The sequence below is a fragment of the Kutzneria sp. NPDC051319 genome, from assembly GCF_040682195.1.
Lineage (GTDB): Bacteria > Actinomycetota > Actinomycetes > Mycobacteriales > Pseudonocardiaceae > Kutzneria.
The window spans coordinates 1-21419 of record NZ_JBFBAM010000088.1 but is presented as its reverse complement, the minus strand read 5'-3'; the positions used below and the strand labels follow the sequence as shown (position 1 = coordinate 21419).

17 protein-coding genes are annotated in these 21419 nt (G+C 69.5%); 10 read left to right on the top strand and 7 right to left on the bottom strand.

Going from position 1 to position 21419, the window contains the following annotated elements:
- Positions 1 to 92 precede the first annotated feature (92 nt).
- The 5 genes from AB0M73_RS43995 to AB0M73_RS43975 are packed head-to-tail and all read right to left on the bottom strand — an operon-like array spanning position 93 to position 11010.
- Positions 93 to 3809: a glycosyl hydrolase family 28-related protein gene (locus tag AB0M73_RS43995; RefSeq protein WP_363905026.1), complete on the bottom strand. Its 3717-nt coding sequence runs from the start codon at positions 3807 to 3809 to the stop codon at positions 93 to 95.
- 32 nt (positions 3810 to 3841) lie between these two features.
- Positions 3842 to 5662, bottom strand: a complete 1821-nt coding sequence (locus AB0M73_RS43990; RefSeq protein ID WP_363905023.1) for a DUF2264 domain-containing protein — start codon at positions 5660 to 5662, stop codon at positions 3842 to 3844.
- Positions 5659 to 8604, bottom strand: coding sequence for a glycoside hydrolase family 38 C-terminal domain-containing protein (locus AB0M73_RS43985; protein ID WP_363905020.1), 2946 nt, complete (start codon positions 8602 to 8604; stop codon positions 5659 to 5661). Before AB0M73_RS43985 ends, AB0M73_RS43990 begins: the two co-directional genes overlap by 4 nt.
- 25 nt (positions 8605 to 8629) lie before the next feature.
- Positions 8630 to 9889, bottom strand: coding sequence for an enolase C-terminal domain-like protein (locus AB0M73_RS43980; protein ID WP_363905017.1), 1260 nt, complete (start codon positions 9887 to 9889; stop codon positions 8630 to 8632).
- Positions 9886 to 11010: a GntR family transcriptional regulator gene (locus AB0M73_RS43975; protein ID WP_363905014.1), complete on the bottom strand. Its 1125-nt coding sequence runs from the start codon at positions 11008 to 11010 to the stop codon at positions 9886 to 9888. Before AB0M73_RS43975 ends, AB0M73_RS43980 begins: the two co-directional genes overlap by 4 nt.
- A 177-nt stretch (positions 11011 to 11187) precedes the next feature.
- Here AB0M73_RS43975 and AB0M73_RS43970 point away from each other — a divergent pair, with 177 nt between their 5' ends.
- The 9 genes from AB0M73_RS43970 to AB0M73_RS43930 are packed head-to-tail and all read left to right on the top strand — an operon-like array spanning position 11188 to position 19472.
- Complete coding sequence (locus AB0M73_RS43970; RefSeq protein ID WP_363905011.1) at positions 11188 to 12558, top strand: extracellular solute-binding protein; 1371 nt, start codon at positions 11188 to 11190, stop codon at positions 12556 to 12558.
- Between the two features lie 3 nt (positions 12559 to 12561).
- On the top strand, positions 12562 to 13470 hold the full coding sequence (locus AB0M73_RS43965; RefSeq protein WP_363905008.1) for a sugar ABC transporter permease: 909 nt from the start codon (positions 12562 to 12564) through the stop codon (positions 13468 to 13470).
- Complete coding sequence (locus AB0M73_RS43960) at positions 13467 to 14279, top strand: carbohydrate ABC transporter permease (RefSeq protein WP_363905006.1); 813 nt, start codon at positions 13467 to 13469, stop codon at positions 14277 to 14279. Before AB0M73_RS43965 ends, AB0M73_RS43960 begins: the two co-directional genes overlap by 4 nt.
- Positions 14279 to 15094, top strand: a complete 816-nt coding sequence (locus AB0M73_RS43955; protein ID WP_363905003.1) for an NAD(P)-dependent oxidoreductase — start codon at positions 14279 to 14281, stop codon at positions 15092 to 15094. Before AB0M73_RS43960 ends, AB0M73_RS43955 begins: the two co-directional genes overlap by 1 nt.
- A complete protein-coding gene (locus AB0M73_RS43950) occupies positions 15091 to 15690 on the top strand; it encodes a ThuA domain-containing protein (RefSeq protein ID WP_043724630.1) in 600 nt (199 codons plus the stop codon). Before AB0M73_RS43955 ends, AB0M73_RS43950 begins: the two co-directional genes overlap by 4 nt.
- Entirely contained in the window at positions 15675 to 16742 is a 1068-nt protein-coding gene (locus tag AB0M73_RS43945; RefSeq protein ID WP_363904998.1) for a Gfo/Idh/MocA family oxidoreductase, read from the top strand. Before AB0M73_RS43950 ends, AB0M73_RS43945 begins: the two co-directional genes overlap by 16 nt.
- Positions 16739 to 17842, top strand: coding sequence for a Gfo/Idh/MocA family oxidoreductase (locus AB0M73_RS43940; RefSeq protein ID WP_363904995.1), 1104 nt, complete (start codon positions 16739 to 16741; stop codon positions 17840 to 17842). The genes AB0M73_RS43945 and AB0M73_RS43940 overlap by 4 nt, the downstream gene beginning before the upstream one ends.
- Positions 17842 to 18843, top strand: coding sequence for a sugar phosphate isomerase/epimerase family protein (locus AB0M73_RS43935; RefSeq protein ID WP_363904992.1), 1002 nt, complete (start codon positions 17842 to 17844; stop codon positions 18841 to 18843). Before AB0M73_RS43940 ends, AB0M73_RS43935 begins: the two co-directional genes overlap by 1 nt.
- Positions 18840 to 19472: an IMP cyclohydrolase gene (locus tag AB0M73_RS43930; protein ID WP_363904989.1), complete on the top strand. Its 633-nt coding sequence runs from the start codon at positions 18840 to 18842 to the stop codon at positions 19470 to 19472. Before AB0M73_RS43935 ends, AB0M73_RS43930 begins: the two co-directional genes overlap by 4 nt.
- Positions 19473 to 19536: 64 nt before the next feature.
- On the opposite strand, the gene AB0M73_RS43925 is transcribed toward AB0M73_RS43930, so the two are convergent.
- Together AB0M73_RS43925 and AB0M73_RS43920 are read right to left on the bottom strand one after the other, a co-directional pair.
- Positions 19537 to 20193 carry a response regulator transcription factor gene (locus AB0M73_RS43925; protein ID WP_363904986.1) on the bottom strand — a complete coding sequence of 219 codons (657 nt, stop codon included), beginning with the start codon at positions 20191 to 20193 and terminating at the stop codon, positions 19537 to 19539.
- A 95-nt stretch (positions 20194 to 20288) separates the two neighbouring features.
- Positions 20289 to 20849, bottom strand: a complete 561-nt coding sequence (locus tag AB0M73_RS43920; RefSeq protein WP_363904983.1) for a TetR/AcrR family transcriptional regulator — start codon at positions 20847 to 20849, stop codon at positions 20289 to 20291.
- 47 nt (positions 20850 to 20896) lie between these two features.
- Here AB0M73_RS43920 and AB0M73_RS43915 point away from each other — a divergent pair, with 47 nt between their 5' ends.
- Positions 20897 to 21331 (top strand): SRPBCC family protein, encoded by a 435-nt coding sequence (locus AB0M73_RS43915; protein WP_363904980.1) that lies wholly within the window; start codon positions 20897 to 20899, stop codon positions 21329 to 21331.
- Positions 21332 to 21419: the final 88 nt, after the last annotated feature.

Here is a 21419-nt window from a genome sequence, read left to right as displayed (position 1 = left end):
GCCCGGGATTGCCAGGTGTGCGGTGAGAGTGGGCGGGCCTTCACAGCATGGCCCGCCCACTCTCGGCCGGTGTCGGAAACGGGTGAGTCGGATCAGCGGGAGAAGGTGGCGGTCAGGGCGGTGTCGGCTGTGACGGTGAAGGTGTAGGCGGGGGAGGTGGAGACGACGGCGCCGGCGACGGTCCACGAGACGAAGTGGTAGCCGGGGGAGGGACGCGCGGTGGCGGTGACGGAGCTGCCGGTCTCGTATTTGCCGGGCTCGGTTTCGGTGCCGGCCAGGCGGGCGGTGCCGCCGGGGGAGGCACTAATGGACAGAGCGGACTGAACCATGTTGATGGCCATGACATCGACCAGGCGGACGGGGCCGGTGCTGGTGGTGCCGTTGTAGCGCAAGAGGTTGAGCACGGTGGTGGAGCCGGCCGAGGCCCGCACGGTGTAGCCGTCGGCACCGAGGTTGTCGGTGCCGAGGTTGAAGACGTGCACGTCGCCGGAAGTAACGACCAGGCCGTTATGGAGGCCGTAGCCGAAGGCGTCGACGACGGTGAGGTTGCGGGCCCCGGTGACGGTGACCAGGTCGGAGGACTTGCGGGTGAAGCCGTCGATGACCTGGGGGAAGAGGTTGGCGCCGGAGGCCCAGTTCGGGAGGTAGAAGCCGAGGCGGACGAAGGTGTTGCCGTTGGTGAGCACGCCGTTGATCACGCCGTCCTCGGAGGCGCCGACGGTGATGCCGTGGCGGACGAAGGTGCCGGCGAGCTTGCCGACGAAGAAGCGGTCGTTGCGGAAGGTCGCCATGTCGATGCCGTTGTAGGCATTGGACATGCCGACGTTGACGACGTACGTGCCGGAGCCGTTGCCACGCACGGCATAGGGGTAGGCGACGAGACCGTCGGGGGCGGCGGGGTTCTGGCCGGGGTAGAAGACGCGGAGGCCGCGAACTCCGGAGTTCCTGCCGTTGAGCGTGATCAAGGCGGGATCGGTGTCGGGGGTGGCGGTGGCCCGGCCGGAGTAGGACATGAGCACGGTGCCGCCGCTGCGGCCGTCCTCGTCACGGTTGGGCACGGAAGAAGCGCCACGAAGCTCGACGCCGGCGGGAACCGACAGGAGCCCGGTCACCCGGTACCACCCGGCGGGCAGGTAGACCACACCGCCGCCGTCACGGCCGGCACGGTCGAGGGTGTGCTGAATGCCGGCGGTGGCGTCGGCGGCGGGGATGTATCCGACGCCTCGGGGAGCATCGGTAACGTACAGGGCGTTACGAGACGGGCGCGGAGTGGGCTGGTCCGCGCTATAAGCCGGAGCCCGGCCCGACAGCCGGTAGACGGTGCCGGTCACCGCGCCGCTGACCTTGACGTCGGTGAGCTTGACGAAGCCGGCGGAGTTGTTGGTGATCGCCCCGTCCAGGCTGCCGCGACCCATCATGAGACCCCAACGGGAGTCGAACTGGTCGACAAGCAGGGCGGTGTCGGTGTGCTTGATCGTCACGCCCTGGAAGGCACCGGCGAAGTCGACCCGTTGGCCGGGAACGACGTGGATGCCCACGTGGTAGTCGGACGCGGCGATGTCGTTGAACTGGTCCCACTCCAGGTCGCCGAGCACGAAGCCGGTGCCATGGGCCCGGGTCCAGGCGTCCACAGTGGAGCGATGCGGCGGGTTGAACTGGTGCGGGGCGGAAGCCCAGTAGGAGTTGGAGAAGGTGACGTTCTCCCAGGTCCCGACGTCGGCCCCGTTGTAGGCCTCGACGCCGGACAGCAGCGCGGTGCCCTTGACGTTGCGCACGGTCGCGGACTCGTGGGTCTGCCCGACCGCCGGCGGCCGCCCACGCTCGTCGCGCATGGTGCTGATGCCGATGCCCCGGTACGAGTTGAGCATGGTGACGTCGGAAACCGTGCCCATCATGTAGTTCTCGTCGCTGGCCCACGCGCTGCCGGTGATCTCGAACGTGTAGCTGTACGGCACGGGCGCAGCGGCGTTCTGGTGCGGGTAGTAGGTGGTCAGGCCGAGCACGCCGGCGCTGCCGCCGATGCGGAACAGCACGGGGCCGTTGTCCCCGGCGGGAAGGTCGGCGCTGATCACGGTGCCGTAGCTGCCGCCGCCGTGATCGGGATCGCGCCGGTCGCCGCGCAGCGAGCAGAACGCCGGCACCTCGACCGTGTCGGTGACCCGGTATGTGCCCTCAGGCAGCCACACGGTACCGCCGCCGGCGTCGTAGCAGTCGTACAGCGCGGCCTGGATGGCGTTGGTGGAATCCTTGACACCACTGGGATCCGCGCCGGCGACGACGAAGTCGGCGATCACCGGATCGGCGGTCGGGTACTTGGTCCTGATCAGCTGCGGCTTGGGCGTGACCACACGCTGGTCGCGGACCTGGAGGTCGGCGACATCGGCCGAACCGTCATAGGCCAGCCGGACGTAGCGAGCCTGCACAACCGGGAAGTCGGTGCGGGACGAGCGATTGGCCTCGGTGGCGCCGGATTCGCCGACCGTGGTGAACGTCGAACCGTCCACAGAGGTCTGTACTTTGTAGTCGTGGGAGAAGGCCACACCCCACTGCACGAAGACATCGTCCACCGGCTGAGCCTGACCGAGATCGACCTGGGTCCACCCCGGGCCGCTCGAAAGCGACCGGCCGGCGGCCACATTGAGGTTCACGGCCGACGCCTTGAACGCCTGGTAGCTGTCGTACAGCGCCTGCAAGGCCGCCTTGACCTGAGCGGGAGTGGCGTCCGGGGAGTCGATCACCGCCTGCGCCTTGGCGATCTGCGTGCCGAAGGCGGCCTTCGAGCCGGCCGGGTACTGGCCGTCCCGGGTGCCCTCGCGGGCCGCGTACACGGTCAAACCGGCCTGGGCCACCAAGCTGCGCAGCCCGGCCTTGACGTCCAGAGTGGACGGAACCACCGTCACCCGCACGGCGGCGACCTTGACCTCCACATCGGACCCGTCGTGGGCGACGCGGAAGTCGGAACCGTTGGTGCGGTTGGTGAGGATCGAGTCGTCCAACACGAAGTCGTGCGTCTGCCACGTGCCGGTGTCGCCGTAGCGCACGATCTCCGACGGCCTGAACTTGTCGGGCAGGTCCTGGCCGGGGGAGTCGTACTGGAGGTCCAGGGTGCCGTTGCCGGCGTCCAGGTAGTCGACGCTGACCAGCACGATGTTCCTGGTGTCGTAGGCGTACGAGTCGGCGACGTTCATGTAGAAGAAGTTGGTGGACGGCGCGGGCGAGGCGGCGTTGGTCTGCCAGTAGCCGCGCCCGGCAGCGGTGCCGGTGATCAGCCCGGACGGGTTGTCGCCGGGATTGGGCGTGACACCGGTGTTCGACGCATCCGGCCCGAGCGTGGCGCTCGGACCGGAGGCGGTGATCCGGAGCTGCGCCACGGTGATGTCCACGGATCCGCTCAGCCGAACGGAGGTCAACGCCGGCAGGGTGGTCGCGGCGTGCTTCCACGTGTTGGTGCCGGCCAGAACGGCGACCGAACTGCCGTTGAGGGTCAGGGCGCCGACGCCGCTGTCGTAGTACGTCACCAGCGCGACGACCGGCCCAGTGACGGAGTAGTCGGGATCCACCGCGAAGTTCAGGTACGAGGCGCCGGCGGAAATGTCCGTCTGCCAATAACTGTGGCCGTCGACACTGCCGGTGCGCAGGCCGGCGGCGTTGTCGCCGGCGGTGGCGGTGACGCCGAGCGTCAGCGGGGTCGGCCCGAGATCGGCGCCGACCCCGTTCGGATAGAGCACGGGCGCGGCGACGGCCGGCACGGCCGGCGCGGCGACCAACGCGAGTAGCAGTCCTACCAGGACCCATAGGTGGCGGGTCATCGTTGACCTCCCAGATTTGTCTGGCCACGCTGTCAGACGGGCGGCATCGCCACCCGGTCAACACGACCGTCCGGCCACCGCACGGCCACGACGGCGGCGGTGATGTCCAGCTCCGGCAACGCAGTCGGCGGGGAGCCGCCGAGATGTACGGCGGCGGCGTAGATCCGGCCGAACTCGACGGGGCCCGCGCTCCACAGCACGGGGACCGACGACACCGGCCCCAGCGGATTGGTGTCCTTGCCCAGCACGGTCTCGGCGACCTCCAGGCCGGCGAACCCGACCAGTGACGAGTGCAGCCCACTGTCGGGAACCGTTGCCCAGCCGCCGATCCGCAGCCGCCACGGCCCGGGATGGGTGGCCTCGTGCGCCTCGTCGACCCGGACGATCCGAACCTCGGTCGCGCCTTGGATCACCGAGGCGACGGTGATCCAGGGGCCCAGCCTATACGTGGTTTCGGGACTGTGGAAGGGATTCCACTGTTCATCGGCGGGCCAATGCGCACGGCTGCGCGAGACCCCGGGCTCCAGCGTCGACAACGGGCGACGGTGGGCGGCGCGACCGTCGGTGTCGACCAAGGTCGCCGAGGAGTCCAACGGTGGCGTCATCTCCGGCGCGGCATGGGTGCTGTAGGCGATTCGGGCGTAGGCGGGATCGTCGGTCGCCAACTCGGCGGGATCGATGTGGTCGCTGCCATGGTTGAGCACTCGCACCACACCGTCGGATCGAGTGCCGGAGACCGTCCAACCGGGTGCCGGCAGGTAGAACTCGAAGTCCTCCTCCTCGATGGGAAGCGGCGCCTCGGGTGCGGTCCAGACCTCGTGGTCCGCCGGCAGCAGCAGCCCGGCGAAGCCCTTGCTGGCCCAGTACGGCGACGCCGGGCCGGAATACACCTGCCGGATGGCCGGAAACCGCCGGTGCCAGCCCAAGGTCAACAGGCCGTCGGAGTCGATCGACCCGGCGTTGACGAAGTGGTCGAGCATCAGACCGCCGATGCGTCGGGTCAGCCCCGGGGCCAGCGGCGTGGCGTCATACCGGGCGCCGATCCACAGTGGAGCCAGGGCGGCGAACCGGTAGGTCAGGGATCGGCCCTGGATCAGCGGCGAGCCGTTGCCGCCGATCAGCCGGGCGTAGTCGGAAAGCCACAACCGCAAGCGCTTGCGGTAGCGCAGTGCCAGCTCGGCGTCCCCGGTGATGTCGCAGAACAACAGCGGGTAGAAGTGCATGGCCCAGCCGCTGTAGTGGTCGAAATTGCGGTGGGAGCCGCCGGAAAGGCCGTCGGAGTACCAGCCTTCGCCCGCGTGCCAACGGTCGGTGGAGTCGATCGCATGGTCGAAATCGTCCTTGCTCCAGGCCCCGCCCACGCTGCGGGCGAACGCGCCGGTGACGGCCTGGAACCACAGCCAGTTGTTCTGCGGCATGTCGTCGCCGACCATCGGCGCCAGCCAGTCCAGCAGCCGTTGCTGCGTGCGCGAGCTGAGCCGGTCCCACAGCCACGGTCGGGTCAGGTGCAGCCCGAGGGCGATCGACGCGGCCTCCACCTTGGCCTGCCCGCACTCGCCGAACCGGGGCCAGCGGTCGGGATTGGCCGGATCGACCCCGGCCGCCAGGCCCTGCGCGTACCATTCGGCCGTCCGATGTGGATCGTCACCCGACGCCCCGGCCAGGCGAAACGCCGCCAGCAGAAAGGTTCGCGCATAGCCTTCCAGCCCGTCGCTCCACCGACCGCTGGCGCTCATCGGCCCGGGCAGGTGGATCAGCGCGTGCGTGTCGGTGGCCCAGGGCCGCACGGCCAGCAGCATCGAGTCGGCCAGGCGTTCCCACTCGGCACGGGACGGGGCAGGAAGCACGATCACCTCTCCAAACGCAGCGTGACGATCTGGAAGGGGCGCAACGACAACGCCGCCGCGTTGCGCCCCGAAGCCATGGGCCGCAACGGCCGTTCCAACAAATCCGTCTCGGATACCGAGGTCACCGGGAAATCCGCCGTCAGCACGGCCCGGGCGCGGCCGCCACGGGACTCGTACAGCCGGACGATCACCGCGCCGGACCGGTCGTCGGCCAGCTTGACCGCCTCGACGATCACCGCCGGATTGTCCACCGACACCAGAGGCTTGCCCAGCAGGCGGTCGGACGCCGGTTGCAGCGGCAGTGAGAACGTGTAGCCGGCGGTGATCGCGTCGCCGATGTCGGCGGCCGGCCGCAGGCCGTATCGGAAGCGGTGTCGGCCCTGGTCGGCCACTGGATCGGGGCTGCGCGGAGCCCGCAGGAGAGACAGCCGCACGGTGGTGGACCGGCCGTCACTGCTGACGTCGTAGCCGTACGTGGAATCGGTGATCAGGGCGACGCCCCAGCCGTGCTCGCCGACGTGCACAAAACGGTGCGCCCACGCCTCGAACCGCGCCGCGTCCCAGCTGGTGTTCTCGTGCGTCGGCCGTTTGACGTGCCCGAACTGGATCTCGGCGGTGATCTCCGCGGCCAGCACGTCCAGCGGCCATGCCGCCTTGAGCACCGTGTCCCGCTCCTGCCAGTCGACGTCGGTGTCGACCTCCAGCAATCTCGAACCCGCGGCCAGCCGAAGGTGTTGCACGATCACGGATCGCTCGGTCCGCCGCTCCACCCGCACGGCGGCCAGCAGCGGACCGTCGTCGACGAGCTCGACCGACACGGCGGCGTCCAAATCACGGCGGTGGCGGCGATAGGACGCGTCCAGGTTCCAGGCACTCCACTTCACCGGATCGTCGGGATGCAGCTGGAGCAGATTGCCGGCCGCGCCGGGGGCGATCGCCTCGCGGCCGGTGGCGTGGTCCCGCACCGACCGAACCAGGCCGTCGGCGTCGATGTGCACGGTGATCAGGCCGTTGTCCAGCACAAACGCCCCGGTGGCGCGCACGGGATGGGCGTTGAACTCCAGGAATCCGCCGACCCCGAGCGCCGGCGCCCGGCCGAAGGCGGCGTGGCGGCCACCGGACAGGCGCTGCCCGGCCACCGGCGGCGGCTCGTTGACGATCACCACCTCGCGGCGCTCGACCGGCGCGGCGTTGAGCAGTGACTCGCCGTCCCCGGCGCTGGCGGAGATCAGATCGGAAAGTCCACTATGGATCTCCGTGTACGCCGCCTCGGCCTCCCGATGCACCCAGGCGATGGAGGAACCGGGCAGGATGTCGTGGAACTGGTGCAGCAGCACGCGTTTCCACAGCGAGTCCAGCTCCTCGTACGGATAAGGCGTGCCGAGGCGGACCGCAGCCGAGGCCGCCCACAGCTCGGCGTGCCGCAGGAGGGCCTCGCTGCGCCGGTTGCCACGCTTGGTCCGGGCCTGGCTGGTGTAAGTGCCGCGGTGGGTCTCCAGGTACAGCTCGCCCCGCCACACCGGCGCGTCCGGGAGCTCGGCCCGGGCCTCGCGGAAGAAGTCGGAAGGCGCGGCGATCCGGACCTTCGGCGATCCCTCCAGGTCACGCAGCCGCCGGGCCTTCTCCAGCATCTCCCGGGTCGGCCCGCCGCCGCCGTCGCCGAAGCCGAACGGCGCCAACGACATCGTGCCGATGCCCTTCTCCGCGTAGGTGGCGACCGCATGGGCCAGCTCCTCGCCGGTCAGCTCGGCGTTGTAGGTGTCGACCGGCGGGAAGTGGGTGAAGATCCGCGTGCCGTCGATGCCCTCCCACCAGAACGTGTGATGCGGCAGCCGGTTCGTCTCGTTCCAGGACAGCTTCTGGGTCAGGAACCACTCGGCCCCGGCCAGCCGGGCCAGCTGCGGATAGGCGGCGGTGTAGCCGAAAGAGTCCGGTAACCAGACGCCATCGGGACCAACTCCGAACTCGTCGAGGAAAAACCGGGCGCCGTGCACGAGCTGTCGGGCCAGCGACTCCCCGCCGGGCAGGTTGGCGTCGGCCTCGACCCACATGCCGCCGACCGGGACCCAGTTGCCGGCCTTGACCGCCTGCCGGATCCGGTCGTGGACAGCGGGTTGGTGCTCCTTGATCCACGCGTGCTGCTGGGCCGACGAGCAGGCGAACACCAGCTCCGGATACTCCTCGGCCAGGGCCAGGACAGTGGTGAACGTCCGCGTGCACTTGCGGATCGTCTCCCGGATCGGCCACAGCCAGGCGGAGTCGATGTGCGCGTGGCCCACCGCGACCACGGTGTGCTCGGAATCGTGGGCCTTGCGGGACAACAAGCCTGCCGTCAATCCGCGCGCCTCGGCGAAGGGGAGGTCGACGCAGTTGTCCAGCACGCGGAGAATATGGTGCCGGCGCGGCGATTCCGGCGGCAACGTGCGCATCAGCGAGGCCAGCACCTCGACATCGAGCATGAGGTGCCAGGCGTCCTCGTCGCGCAGGGCCAGATCCGCCTGTCGCAGCACGTAAAGGTGCTCGTCGCCGGCCGTGTCCGGCGAACCGAAGTGGGTGCCGCGGCCGGCGCTGGCGACGATCGGCGGATTCGCCGCGGCCTCGACCACCAGCCGGACCTCGGGGCCGCTGACCGGCAGGCTTCGGTGGTACGGATGCAAGCCTTGAAGTGGATTGCCGTCCAGGTCAAGGACAAGCGCTTCGGCTTGGCCGCCGGGACCTCGCGTGAGGTCGAAGCCCAGGTCGAACACCGCTTCGACGCGGCCGGACCACTGCGCGGGAATCCGGCCGGCGACCTCGAACCTGGTGGTGGACCACGGACTTCCCCACGTGTCGCCGACCTGAAGCGGCGACACGTCCATCGCGATCCGCTCCGAGTACACGGCCGGGCGGACCCGTTCGGCGAGGAAACGCGCGACGCGCTCCTCGGCGGCCTTGCGGTCGTCGTGCATGCGGGGTGCCCTCCATGCCGGCGGGTCAGGGCGCTTCGAGACCTCCGTCGGGCCGGCGCACCCGCGCCGACCAGCGTTCGTGCCGGAACTTCGTCGGCGGGAACTTGGCCGCCGCGGCCTCGTCGAGGTCGACGCCCCAGCCGGGCCGGTCGGACGGCGTCATGTGACCGTCGCGAACCACCGGCGTGCCGGGGAAAACCTCGTGCGTGGCGTCGTTGTAGGTGTGGGACTCCTGGTACCCGAACGCCGGCGTGGACACGTCCACCGCGAGGTTCGCGGCCACGCCGACCGGCGAGACGTCGCCGGGGGAGTGGAAGGCGGTGCGCACGCCCAGCAACTCGGCCAGGGCCACCAGCTTCCGGGTCGGCGTGAGGCCGCCAATGGCCGAAGTGTGCAGCCGCAACAGGTCCACGCCGCCGTCCTTGACCAGCCGGGCGGCGTCGGTGACCGAGCCGACCTGCTCGCCGACGGCGATCGACACCGGCGAGGCCGCCCGCACGGCCGGCAGTTGGTCGTAGTGCTCGGGCGGGATCACGTCCTCCAAAAAGGACAGACCGTACGGCTCAAGGGCCCGGGCCAGCACGATCGCCTGTTTCGGCGTCAACCGGCTGTGCACGTCGTGCATCAGGCTGATATCGGGGCCGAGCCGTTCCCGGGCGGCGGCGAACAACCGTGGCACATCACGGAGATACTGCCGGACATCCCACCCGTCCGGATGCGGCGACCGGGGATAGCCGCCGGGCGTTCCCGGCGCTCCGTACGTGCCGTGCCCCGGACCGCCGACCTGGAGTCGGACATGCCGATATCCCTGCGCTATCAGGGCTTCCGCCCCGTCCAGGGTCTCGTCGATCGTCGCGCCGGCGGCGTGGGAGTAGACCTCGATCGCCGACCGGCTGCGGCCGCCGAGCAGTTCGTGCACCGGCATGCCGGCCCGCTTGCCCATGATGTCCCACAGCGCCTGGTCGATGCCCGACAGCGCGTTGTTCAACACGGGACCGTTGCGCCAGTAGGCCGAATAGTGGATCAGCCGGGTGATGTCCTCGATGTCGGCCGGGCTGCGGCCGACCACCAGCGGCCCCATGTGCTCGTCCACAGCCGCCGCGACGGCCGCGAACCGCTGGGTGAAGGTGGCACAGCCGAGGCCGTACAGGCCGGGCTCCGACGTGTCGACGCGGACGACGACGAGCGGAATCTCCTCCGGCGCGGTGACGATCGCCCGCACCCCCGTGACCCGGACCGTGTCACGCGGTTCCCACGGCGGCAGAACCTCCGGCAACCCCGTCACGACGCCCCCTGTTCCAACCGGGAAATCCGCATGTAGCCGACCGACGACTGTCTGGTTTGGATGGTCACCGGAAGCACCACCAGCTGCGTCTCGGCGGCCGTGCCGATCACGCGCTGGTGCAGCAACGTCATGGCCTGCCGGCCCATGTCCCGCGCCGGCAGGGAGATCGCCGCGGCGGTCAGCGGGAGCACGTCGAACGGGCCGGCGTCGTCCATGCAGGCCAGGTCGATGTCGCCGGGCACCTCCAGGCCCAGCGCCACCAGGTCCTGTGCGACCATGGCCAGTGCGTAACCGTTGGAGCACAACAACACCGTCGGCGGCTGGCCGCCACGCAAGAGCTCGCTGAGCATGGCCCGCCGGGCCTCGGTCGGTTGATCGCGGTAGCGGCGCAGCACCGTCAGGTCCGGTCGGACCGGAATGTCGTGTTCCCGCAACGCCTGCACGTGCCCCGCGAGCCGATCCCGGATGCTGGTCACGTCGATCTCGTCCCACAGCGTGGCGATCGTCCGGTGCCCGGACTCGATCAACGCCCGGGTCAGCTCGCGGCCGACGGCCATGTTGTCCGCCACCACCGCGTCCGCGACCAGGTCCGGCCGATACCGGTCGACCATCACCAGCGGCACACCGCGCCGCCGCGCCTCGGCGTACGGCGCGATCGCCACGGATCCCTCGGCCGGGTACACGATGATGCCGCTGACCTGGTGTTCCAGGGCGCCCCACAACACCTTCTCCTCGCGCGCGGGGTCGTTCTCGCAGTGGTTGAGGAACAGCCGGTAGCCCAGGTCGGCGCAGATCTCCTCGATGCCGGTGAGGATCTGGCCCACGTGCGGACCTTGGTTCTGCAGCACGCAGGCGATGGTCCGGTCGGGCGACGGCGCGACCGGCGACCGGTCGGCGACGAAGGTCCCCTGGCCGCGGCGACGCACCACGTAGCCCTCGTTGGCCAGGTCGTTCAGGGCGCGCACGGCCGTCGCGTGGCTGACGTTGAAGCGCTCGCAGATCTCCCGCTGCGTGACGAACGGCCGGCCCGGCGCGTACTCGCCGGCGGCGATCGCGGCCAGCAGCTCGTGCTTGACCTGCTGGTAGAGCGGGGGCTTGTCGCCGCCGGTCGCCGCTGCCATCCCGGTTCGCCCTTCGAGATCACCTGGCTGGAACCGGGCCACTTTAACATGTCCAACCCGCCGTGAGGCCGGCCCTGACCGGTACTGGACCGACTTAGTTTGGCCTATTGACCTATTAAACGACCGCGCCTATGGTCTGGCTCACTCGACCCGGCAGCCGACTTGGCGGAGGACGGCATGGGCACAAAGTGGTGCGGCGGAAGAGTTTTAGCGGTCGTGGCGGCGCTGGCCATGGTCACCACCGCGTGCGGTGGCGGCACTGGCTCCGGCGACGGGACCACGCTGTCGATGTGGACGTTCAAACAGACCCACGTGAAGGCCCTTGAGGCCGCCGCGGCCAAGTTCAAGGCGCAGACCGGCATCACGGTCAACGTCAGCGCCTACACCCCCGACGACACCTTCACCAGCAAGGTCCAGAGCGCGGCGGCCAGCCACAACGTGGCCGACGTGCTGGAGGTGCACGCCGCCGGCGAGGACCGGGTGCTCGGCGGCGCCGGCATCACCAGCGACCTGGCCGGGGACGTCAACGACCAGTACAAGAGCCGATTCCTCAAGGGCACCGCGGACACCGGCCTGATCACGGATCAGGTGTACCAGGACTCGCTGAAGCCCAAGTCGACCGACCCCGGCGTCCAAAAGGGACAGTTGCTCAGCATTCCCTTCACCGCGGGCACCTTCGGCGTCATCTACGCCAACAAGGATCTGCTCACCGCTGCCGGCATCGACCCCGGCAAGGCCCCGGCCAGCTGGCAGGAGCTGATCTCCTGGCTGGCGGCCACGCACGCCAAGGACGCCCAGAACGGCGGCATCACCATCGGCCTGAAGAGCTCGTCCACCGGCCTGGACTGGGCGATGGAGCCACTGGCCTTCGCGCTGCTGGGCCCGCAGGCCTTCCATGACCTGTACGGCGCCGACAAGTCCAAGGCGTGGGGCAGCGCCAACGGCCAGAAGGTGTTGGAGCAGTACAACCTGCTCACGCCGTACTGGACCCCGGGCACGCAGACGCTCGGCATCGACGACGCCGACCGCGCCTTCGCGCAGGGCAAGGCGGCCTTCGACATCGGCGGCACGTTCACCATCTCGGCCATCCAGCAGAACGGCATGGACCCGGCCAAGATCCTTTCCTTCCCCATCCCGGCGCCGGAATCCAGCGTGGCCAAGGACTTCAAGCTCGCTCCGTTCGCGCTGACCGGGCTGGCCGTGTCCGCGCAGACGCCCAACCGCGACGCCGCCCTGAAGTGGCTGGACTTCCTGACCCAGCCGGAGCAGGCCGGCGCGTTCGCGCAGTCGGCGCTCGACCTGCCGGGCACCGATCTCGGCGCGAACGCGGAGAAGCTGGTCGGGCCGTACCTGAGCTCGATGGAGGCGGCGTTCGGCGCCGGCGACTCGGCCTGGAACCCCGGCGACAGCACGTTCAAGGGCTCGACCTGGGACATCCAGGTGGCCGGCGACATACTGGTCAAGATGTCGCCGCTCAAGGAGCTCGACCCGGCCGCGACCAACCAGCAGCTCGCGGTCTACAACACCAGCGTGCACAGCGGGCAGTAGCCGGTGGCGTCGCGTTTCCGCAGCCGGGAGGCTTTGACCGGTTATGCGTTCGTGCTGCCGGCGGTGGCCCTGTTCGCGATCATGGGCCTCTACACCGTCGGCTACGGGCTGGCGCTGAGTTTCGCCCGGTGGAACGGGTTCACGCCGACCTGGACGTGGGTGGGGCTGGGCAACTACCTGGACCTGATCTACCGGGACCCGGCGATCGCGCCGGTCGTGCAGGGCGCGGCGCTGCGGACGCTGGTGGTGATGATCGCCGTGCCGATGCTCACCGTGCTGGTCAGCTTCCCGCTGGCCGCGGCGCTGAACCACATCACGCGCCTGCGGTCCACGTTTCGCACGGTGTTCTTCCTGCCGCAGGTGACCGCCGGCATCGCGCTGTTCTACGCCTGGACGTACGCGCTGCAACCGGACGGCTCGCTCAACTACATCCTGCGCCACCTGGGGTTGGGCTCCATCGCCCAGCCCCAGGGCTGGCTGGGCAATCCCGGCACCGCGCTGCCGACGCTGATCGTGGTGATGGTGCTCGGCTCGGTGCCGGTGGCGATGCTGTTGTACCTCACCGGATTGCAGTCCATCGACCAGTCGGTGCTCGATGCGGCCAAAGTGGACGGCGCCGGCGGCCTACGGGCCATGACCTCGATCATCTGGCCGCTGCTGCTGCCCATCACCGGCGCGGTGGTCATGCTCAATCTGCGCTTCGCGTTGCAGGACTTCCAGACGTTCCTGCTGATGACCAACGGCGGGCCCGGCGGGCACACGCTGGTGCTCGGGCTGGAGTCGTACAACCTGGCCTTCGTCAGCGGCTTCAAGCCGACCCTGGGCCTGTCCAGCGCGCTCGGCTGGATCTTGTTCGTGGTCGCGCTGCTGCTGGCGGCGCTGAACCTGCGGCTGCTGCGGAGCCGCGCGTGAAGGCCCGAGTGATCGTGTACGCGCTGCTCACCGCCTACGCGGTGCTCAGCCTGTACCCCTTCCTGCTCATGGTGTCCGGCGCGTTGAAGGATGCCGCGGAGATCCGGTTGGACGGGCATCTCATCCCGTCCGACCCGACTCTGTCCACGCTCGCCCGCACGTGGAACGAGTTGCACTTCTTCACCTACTTCGGGAACAGCTTGATCGTCACCGGGCTGACGACGGTCGGCGTGCTGGTGGTCTACTCGCTGGCCGGCTACGCCTTCGCGGTGTTGCGATTCCCCGGGCGACGGGTGCTCTACGGCATGTTCCTGGCCCTGTTGTTCGTGCCCGGCATCACGATGCTGCTGCCGGTGGTGATCCTGCAGCAGAAGCTGGGGCTCATCGGCACCTTCCCCGGCATCATCCTGCCGTTCATCAACGGCACCGCGCCGCTGTCCATCATGTTGCTCACCAACAGCTTCCGGGTCGTGCCGGCCGAGCTGAAGGAGTCGGCCCGCTGTGACGGCGCCGGGGAGCTGCGCACCTTCTGGTCGATCTACCTGCCGGTCGGCCGGCCGGCGCTGATCACGATCGCGCTGCTCACGGCCGTGCCGACCTGGAACGAGTACGTGCTCACCCGGGTCTCGCTGAACAACGCGGCGCAGTACACGCTGCCGCTGGCCCTGCAGAACCTCAATTCGTCGACCTCACCGCAGGAGAACGTGCTGATGGCCGCCTCGCTGATCATCGTCATCCCGGTGATCATCCTCTTCGTGCTGCTGCAACGGTATTTCGTGAACGGGTTGCAGGGCGCGGTGAAGGGCTGATGCGGATTCTGGTGACCGGGGCGGGCGGCATGCTCGGCTCGGAGATCCTCCAGCAGCTGTCCGGCTCGCACGAAGTCCTGGCCCATGACCGGAATGTCGGCGACCTGCGGGATCGGGCGCAGGTGGAGCCGCTGTTGGACGGGGTGGACGCGGTGATCCACGCCGCCGCCCTGCCGTCCCCGCTCAGTGCCGCGGAGCCGGTGGTGTTCGGCAACAACGTGGACGCCACGTTCCACCTGCTGGATGCCGCCGGCCGGGCCGGGGTCAAGCGGATCGTCTACGTGTCAAGCCTTTCCGCGCTCGGGCTGGCCTGGTCGTCGCGGCCGGTGTCGCCGCTGTTCGCACCCGTGACGGAGGGGCATCCGTACGTCGGCGACGACGTGTACGGGCTGTCCAAGCTGGTCGGGGAGTTCATCGGGGAGACGGTGAGCCGGCGGTGGGGCAGCGAGGTGATCAGCCTGCGGTTCCCGTTCATCGGCAGCGGGGACCGGCTCCAGCGGCAGCTCGACCACGTGCGGCGGGACCCCGGCGCGGACCGGGCGTCGCTGTGGAGCTGGATCGACACCAGGGACGCGGTCCGGGCGGTGATCGCCGCGCTGACGGCGCCGGTCGAGGGGTATGCCCTGGTCAACGTGGCGGCGCCGGACACGACGTCGCCGGTTCCGACGGCCGAGCTCATGCGGCGGTTCCATCCGGCGACGCGGCTGGATGGCCCGCTCGACGGGTTCGCCGTACCGTTCTCCCTGGAGCTGAGCCGGGAGCTGCTGGGCTTCACGGCCGTGCACCGGTGGCGTCCGACGATTGGGGGCACATGAAGACCGCGCTCGTGGTTCGTGGTGGCTGGCCCGGGCATGTGCCCGTGGAGGCGAGCGACCGCTATGTCGGGGAGCTGCGTTCCCTCGGCTACGAGGTGACCGTGTCGGACAGCCTGGACAGCTATCTGGACGCCGAGCTGTTGGCCCGCACGGACCTCATCGTGCAGTGCTGGACAATGGGGTCCATTTCCTCGGCCCAGGTGGAGGGTCTGACGGCCGCCGTCCGGGCCGGCACCGGGTTTGCCGGCTGGCACGGGGGAATCGTCGACTCGTTCCGGGACGAGACGCGGTACCAGCTGATGACCGGCGGCCAGTTCGTGTACCACCCGGCGGAGTTCGTCGAGTATTCGGTGCGCACCGGCGGTTCCTCGTTCACGGTGCACACCGAGCAGTACTACGTGCACACCGATCCGGCGATCGAGGTGCTGGCCGTGACCGACTTCGTGGAGGACGGCACGACACTGCCGGTCACGTGGACCCGGAAGTGGGGCTCCGGCCGGGTTTTTGTCACGACGATCGGGCACAAGGTGGACGACTTCGACGTCCCGGAAGTGGACCGGATGATCACCGAGGGGCTGACATGGGCGACGCGTTGAGGGTCGGGCTGGTCGGCGCCGGCAACATCAGCGGCCAGTACGTGAAGACGTTGCCGCGTCTGGACAATGTCGTGTTGACGCGGGTTGCCGACATTGACCCGGCCAAGGCTTCCGCGCTGGCCGCACAGGCCGAAGTGCCGGCTTGCACGCCTTCGGAGCTGTACGACGCGTCCGATGTGGACATCGTGCTGAACCTGACGATTCCCTTGGCCCATGGCGAGGTCGCCCTCGCCGCCATCGCTGCTGGCAAGCACGTGTACGGCGAGAAGCCTTTGGCGGCCGACACTGTGGCGGCCAAATCCGTGCTGGAGGCGGCGATGACGGCCGGTGTTGCCGTCGGGTGCGCGCCGGACACCGTGCTGGGAACCGGTGTGCAGACAGCGCGGTCCAGTGTGGACGCCGGCGATATCGGCGTTCCGGTGGCGGCCACGGCGTTCATGACGACGCCCGGACATGAGCGTTGGCACCCGTCCCCGGAGTTCTACTACGAGCCCGGCGGTGGCCCGCTGCTGGACATGGGGCCGTACTACCTGACGGCCTTGGTCACGTTGCTGGGGCCGGTGCGGCGGGTGGTCGGCATGTCGTCGGCGCCGAGGACGACGCGGGTGGTCGGCAGCGGACCCCGGGTGGGCACCACGTTCCCGGTGCGGGTGGCCACCCATGTGACCGGTGTGCTGGAGCATGTCGGCGGCGAGCTGTCGACGTTGATGATGAGCTTCGACATCTGGGGCGCGCAGCTGCCGCGGATCGAGGTGTACGGCACCGAGGGCAGCCTGTCGGTGCCGGATCCCAACAACTTCGACGGCACCGTGCAGATCTTCCGTGACGACTGGGTCGACCTGCCGGTGCTGGCTGGATATCCGGACGCCGGGCGCGGCGTCGGCCTGTCGGACATGGCTCGATCCATTGTGGACGGAACTGCGCACCGGGCGAGCGGGGATCTGGCGTATCACGTGCTCGACGTGATGGAATGCCTGCTGCGGGCAGCCGAGACCGGCACGTCCGTGGCGATCGGCAGCACCTGCGAGCGACCGGCGGCGGTGACGGCATGAAGATCGGCATGATCGGCTACGCCTTCATGGGGGCGGCGCACTCACACGCGTGGCGGACCGCGGGCCGGTTCTTCGACCTGCCCGCCAGCCCCGAAATGGCGGTGATCTGCGGCCGTTCGGCCGACAAGGTGGCCGCCGCGGCGGCGAAGTTCGGGTGGCAGGACTCGGCCACCGACTGGCGGGCGGTGATCGACCGGCCGGACATCGACGTGATCGACATCTGCACGCCGGGCGACAGCCACGCCGAGATCGCCATCGCCGCGCTAGAAGCCGGCAAGCACGTGCTGTGCGAGAAACCCCTGGCCAACACGGTCGAGGAGGCGTCCCGCATGGCCGCCGCGGCCAAGGCATCGAGCGCCCGATCGATGGTGATGTTCAACTATCGCCGCGTCCCGGCCCTGGCGTTGGCGCGGCAGCTCATCGCCGACGGGCGTATCGGCACCGTGCACCAGGTTCGGGCCCAGTACCTCCAGGACTGGTTGGTGGACCCCGACTTCCCGCTGACCTGGCGGCTCGACGCCACCAGCGCCGGCTCGGGTGCGCTCGGGGATCTCGGCGCTCACAGCATCGACGCGGCACAGTTCCTGACCGGACAACGGATTTCCGCCGTCGGCGGCCTGCTGGAGACGTTCGTCGACTCGCGGCCCCGACCGGACGGCTCCGGCCGCGGACCCGTCACCGTCGACGACGCCGCGCTGTTCACGGCCCGTTTCGACGGCGGCGCGATCGGCGTGTTCGAGGCGACCCGGTTCGCCACCGGCCGCAAGAACGCCATGCGGATCGAGGTCAGCGGCTCGCTCGGAACCCTGTCGTACGACCAGGAATCGATGAACGAGCTGCGGTTCTACGACGGGGCCGAGGACGCCCGCACCGCCGGCTTCCGGCGGATACTCGTCACCGAGGCCACGCATCCGTACATGGACGCCTGGTGGCCGCCCGGGCACATCATCGGCTATGAGCACACGTTCATCCACCAGGTGCGGGACTTCGTGACCGGGGTCGTCGAGGGCGCGGAGCTCTCGCCGTCGTTCGAGGAGGGACTTCAGGTGCAGCGGGTGCTCGACGCCGTGCAACAGGGCATTTCACTGAGGGGTGTGTGATGGCTCGTCCCGTGACGCTGTTCACCGGTCAGTGGGCCGATCTTCCGTTCGAGGAGGTCTGCCGGCTCGCGTCCGGTTGGGGCTACGACGGCCTAGAGGTCTGCACGTGGGGTGATCACTTCGACGTGCAGGCCGCGCTGTCCGACGGCTCGTACATCCCGAGGTTCAAGGAAACCCTGGCGCGGCACAACCTTCAGTGTTGGACGCTGTCGTGCCACCTGACCAGCCAGGCCGTCTGCGACCACCCCATCGACGAGCGGCACCAGAACATCCTGCACCCCCGCGTGTGGGGCGACGGCGATCCCGAGGGTGTGCGCCAACGGGCCGCCGCCGAGATCGCCGACACCGCCCGCGCCGCCGCGTTGCTCGGCGTCAGCACCGTCGTCGGCTTTACCGGCTCCTCCATCTGGCACACCCTGGCCATGTTCCCGCCCGTGCCCGATTCGATGATCGAGCGCGGTTACACCGACTTCGCCGACCGCTGGAACCCCATCCTCGACGTCTTCGACGAGGTCGGCGTCCGGTACGCGCACGAGGTCCATCCCGGCGAGATCGCCTACGACTACTGGACCACCGTGCGGACCCTGGAGGCCATCGGGCACCGCCCCGCCTTCGGCCTGAACTTCGATCCCAGCCACTTCGTGTGGCAGGACCTCGATCCCGTCGGTTTCCTCTACGACTTCCGGGACCGCATCTACCACGTCGACTGCAAGGAGTCGGTCAAGCGGTTCAACGGCCGCAACGGCCGGCTCGGCTCCCACCTGCCGTGGGGCGATCCCCGCCGGGGCTGGGACTTCGTCTCCACCGGGCACGGCGACGTGCCGTGGGAGGCCTGCTTCCGCATGCTCAACAGCATCGGCTACGAAGGCCCCATTTCCGTCGAATGGGAGGACGCCGGCATGGACCGCCTCACCGGCGCTCCCGACGCCCTGGCCTTCGTGCGCTCCATGACCCGCATCGAGCCGCCCGAGGCGTCTTTCGACTCCGCCTTCAGTTCGTGACGCTGACGCCGTATCCGGGCCGGGTCGTCGCCCTGGCCCGGATCCGCGGCGGCGCTCTGCTCGGCGGTTACGCCCTCACCGGCCGCAGCCTCGCTTCCCGCGCCCGGCGCTTGGCGTGGTCGGGTTCGACGCTGACCGTCGCCCCGCTCGATGCCGATCCGCACGATCCGTTGCGGCACTACGACGCCGTGCGGGCGGATTCCCGGTGGACCGTGCTCGGCAACGGCTCCCAGGTCGGGGTCGTGCACGCGAGGTTGACGGCCGGGCAGCCGCCTTCCGTCGCCCTGGACGGCCTTCGGCACGAGCCCGATCCGCCGATCTTCACCCCGCGGATCACCGCCGTGGTCGGCGGTTCGTCCGCTTGGTTCGGGGCCGCTCGCGTGGCCACCGGGGTCAGCGTGGTGGAGCTGGGCTCTCTGGCCGTCGGCGATGTCGCGCTGATGACCACGTACGAGTCGGACGGGGAGACCGTCGCCACCACGCCCCGTCACCGGCACCTGCGCACGTCGGCGGGCGATGTGAAGGATTTTCTGGCCGAGCTCTGGTCTTGGCTCGACCCCCGCTTCACCGTCACGGCAACGGTGTTCGACGTCGCCGACTCGGGGAATCGGGTGCAGCGGTCTGCCTGAAACCGTATTTCGGTGTGACGGAGAGCGGGACTCGCGGGGGTTGAGAGAGCGCTCTCACGATGGGTCAGGCGGTTACTGAGGTCAGGTGGCGGTGGCGGGTGCCTATGCCGGCGTCGCGGGCACGGGCTATGGCCTCGGCGCGGTCGGCGGCGCGGAGCTTGGTGAAGATCGCGGAGATGTGGTTGCTGACGGTCTTGGGGGCCAGGTGGAGCTGGCGGGCGATGACGGAGTTGGAACGGCCGTCGGCGATGAGGTCGAGGACCTGCCGCTCGCGGCGGGTGAGCTCCGGGAAGGCGTCCTCGGCCCGGTGGGCCGGGGCGGTCAGCAGCTCGGTGACCCGGTCCGCGACGCCCTCGCCGAAGATGGCCTCGCCGGCGGCGACGCCCCGCACGGCCCGGACGATCTCGGCCTGCTGGGCGGACTTGAGCAGGTAGCCGCGGGCGCCGGCACGGATGGCCTGGTAGATGGCGTCATCGTCGTCGGAGAGGGTGAAGACCAGCACACGCACGCCGGGCAGGGCCCGCAGGATCTCGCGGACGGCGGCGGCGTCGAGGTCCATGACCACGAGGTCGGGCCGGTGCCGCAGCACCGTCTGCACGGCCTCGGCGCTGTTGTCGGCCTCGGCCACGACCCGGATGTCGGTGTCGGACGCCAGCAGGACGCGCAGGCCGCTGCGCACCACATCGTGAACGTCGGCGAGAACGACGGAAATGCTCCCCATGATTCGCAGCTTGGCGTGACCGTTCGGGACCGCGCCATACCTTGTTCACAAAATGGGTCAACTTACCCATGCGGCGTGGGTAAACCGAGACATCGTCACGGCAGCCCGGCCACGTAGGTGTCCACGAACCGGTCCATGGCCTCGTTCACGGCGTCGAGATCGCCGGTGGCGAGCAGGTCGAGCAGCAGTCCGCGGGTGACGGCCATGCCCAGCCTCGCATTCACGAGCGCGTCCCGCTCGGAAAGGCCGTGACTCTTTCCGAGGGCGACCAGCGGCCCCAACCACGCGGTCACCACCTCGGGCAGCAGCGCCTCGGTGCCGGGGCGGCCTTGCAGCGCCTGGCCGTACAGCTCGAAGAACAGGCGCTCGTTGGGATACAGCGCCGGGTCGGTGAACCGTCGCCAGAAGGCCTTCGCCACGTCGGCGGGGCTGCCGGTGCGGTCGAGGTCGGCCAGCACGGCGCGTTGCCGGGCCTCGACCTCGCGCACCACCTCGACCAGCAGGCCCTCCATGGAGCCGAAGTGGTAGATCAGCATCCGGTGGCTGGTGCCCAGCTCGGCGGCCAGCTGCCGCAGGCTGCGCGCGATGACGCCGTGCTCCGACAGGTAGTCGACGGCCCGTTCGAGCAGGTCGCGTCGAGGATCCTTGCGTTCCATTGAACCAGATGGTACATGTACCACTTGGTACACGAGGGGGTGGGTTCATGGTCCAGCAGATCGACGCCCGGGCGCACACCGCCGCGAGCCCTGCGGCCGTGCACGCGCTGCTGCGCGACGGCGCCACCTGGCCGGAGTGGGGCACCGTGGAGACCTTCGCGCTTGAGCGTGAAGGCCCCGACGGCGGCGAAAGCGTCGGCGCCATCCGGAACTTCCGCACCGGCCGCTACCTCATGCGGGAGAAGATCGTCGAGATCGTGCCCGACCGCCGCTTCAGCTACGCCCTGCTGTCCGGGCTGGCGCTGCGCGACTACCGCGCCGACATCGACCTCACGCCGTCCGACGGTGGCACCGACATCCACTGGCACACCACCTTCCGTGCCAAGGTCCCCGGCATGGGCCGGCTCTACCGGCGGGCCCTGCAACGGATCACCGAGGGATTCGTGCAGGGCCTAGCCACCCGCGCCCAGCGACAGTCTTGATGCAGGGAAGGACGCCTTACCCTCGTTCAACGCGGGTAAGGCGTCCTTCCCTGCATAACGGGGACTACTGAGCCAGGAGGGTGGCGAG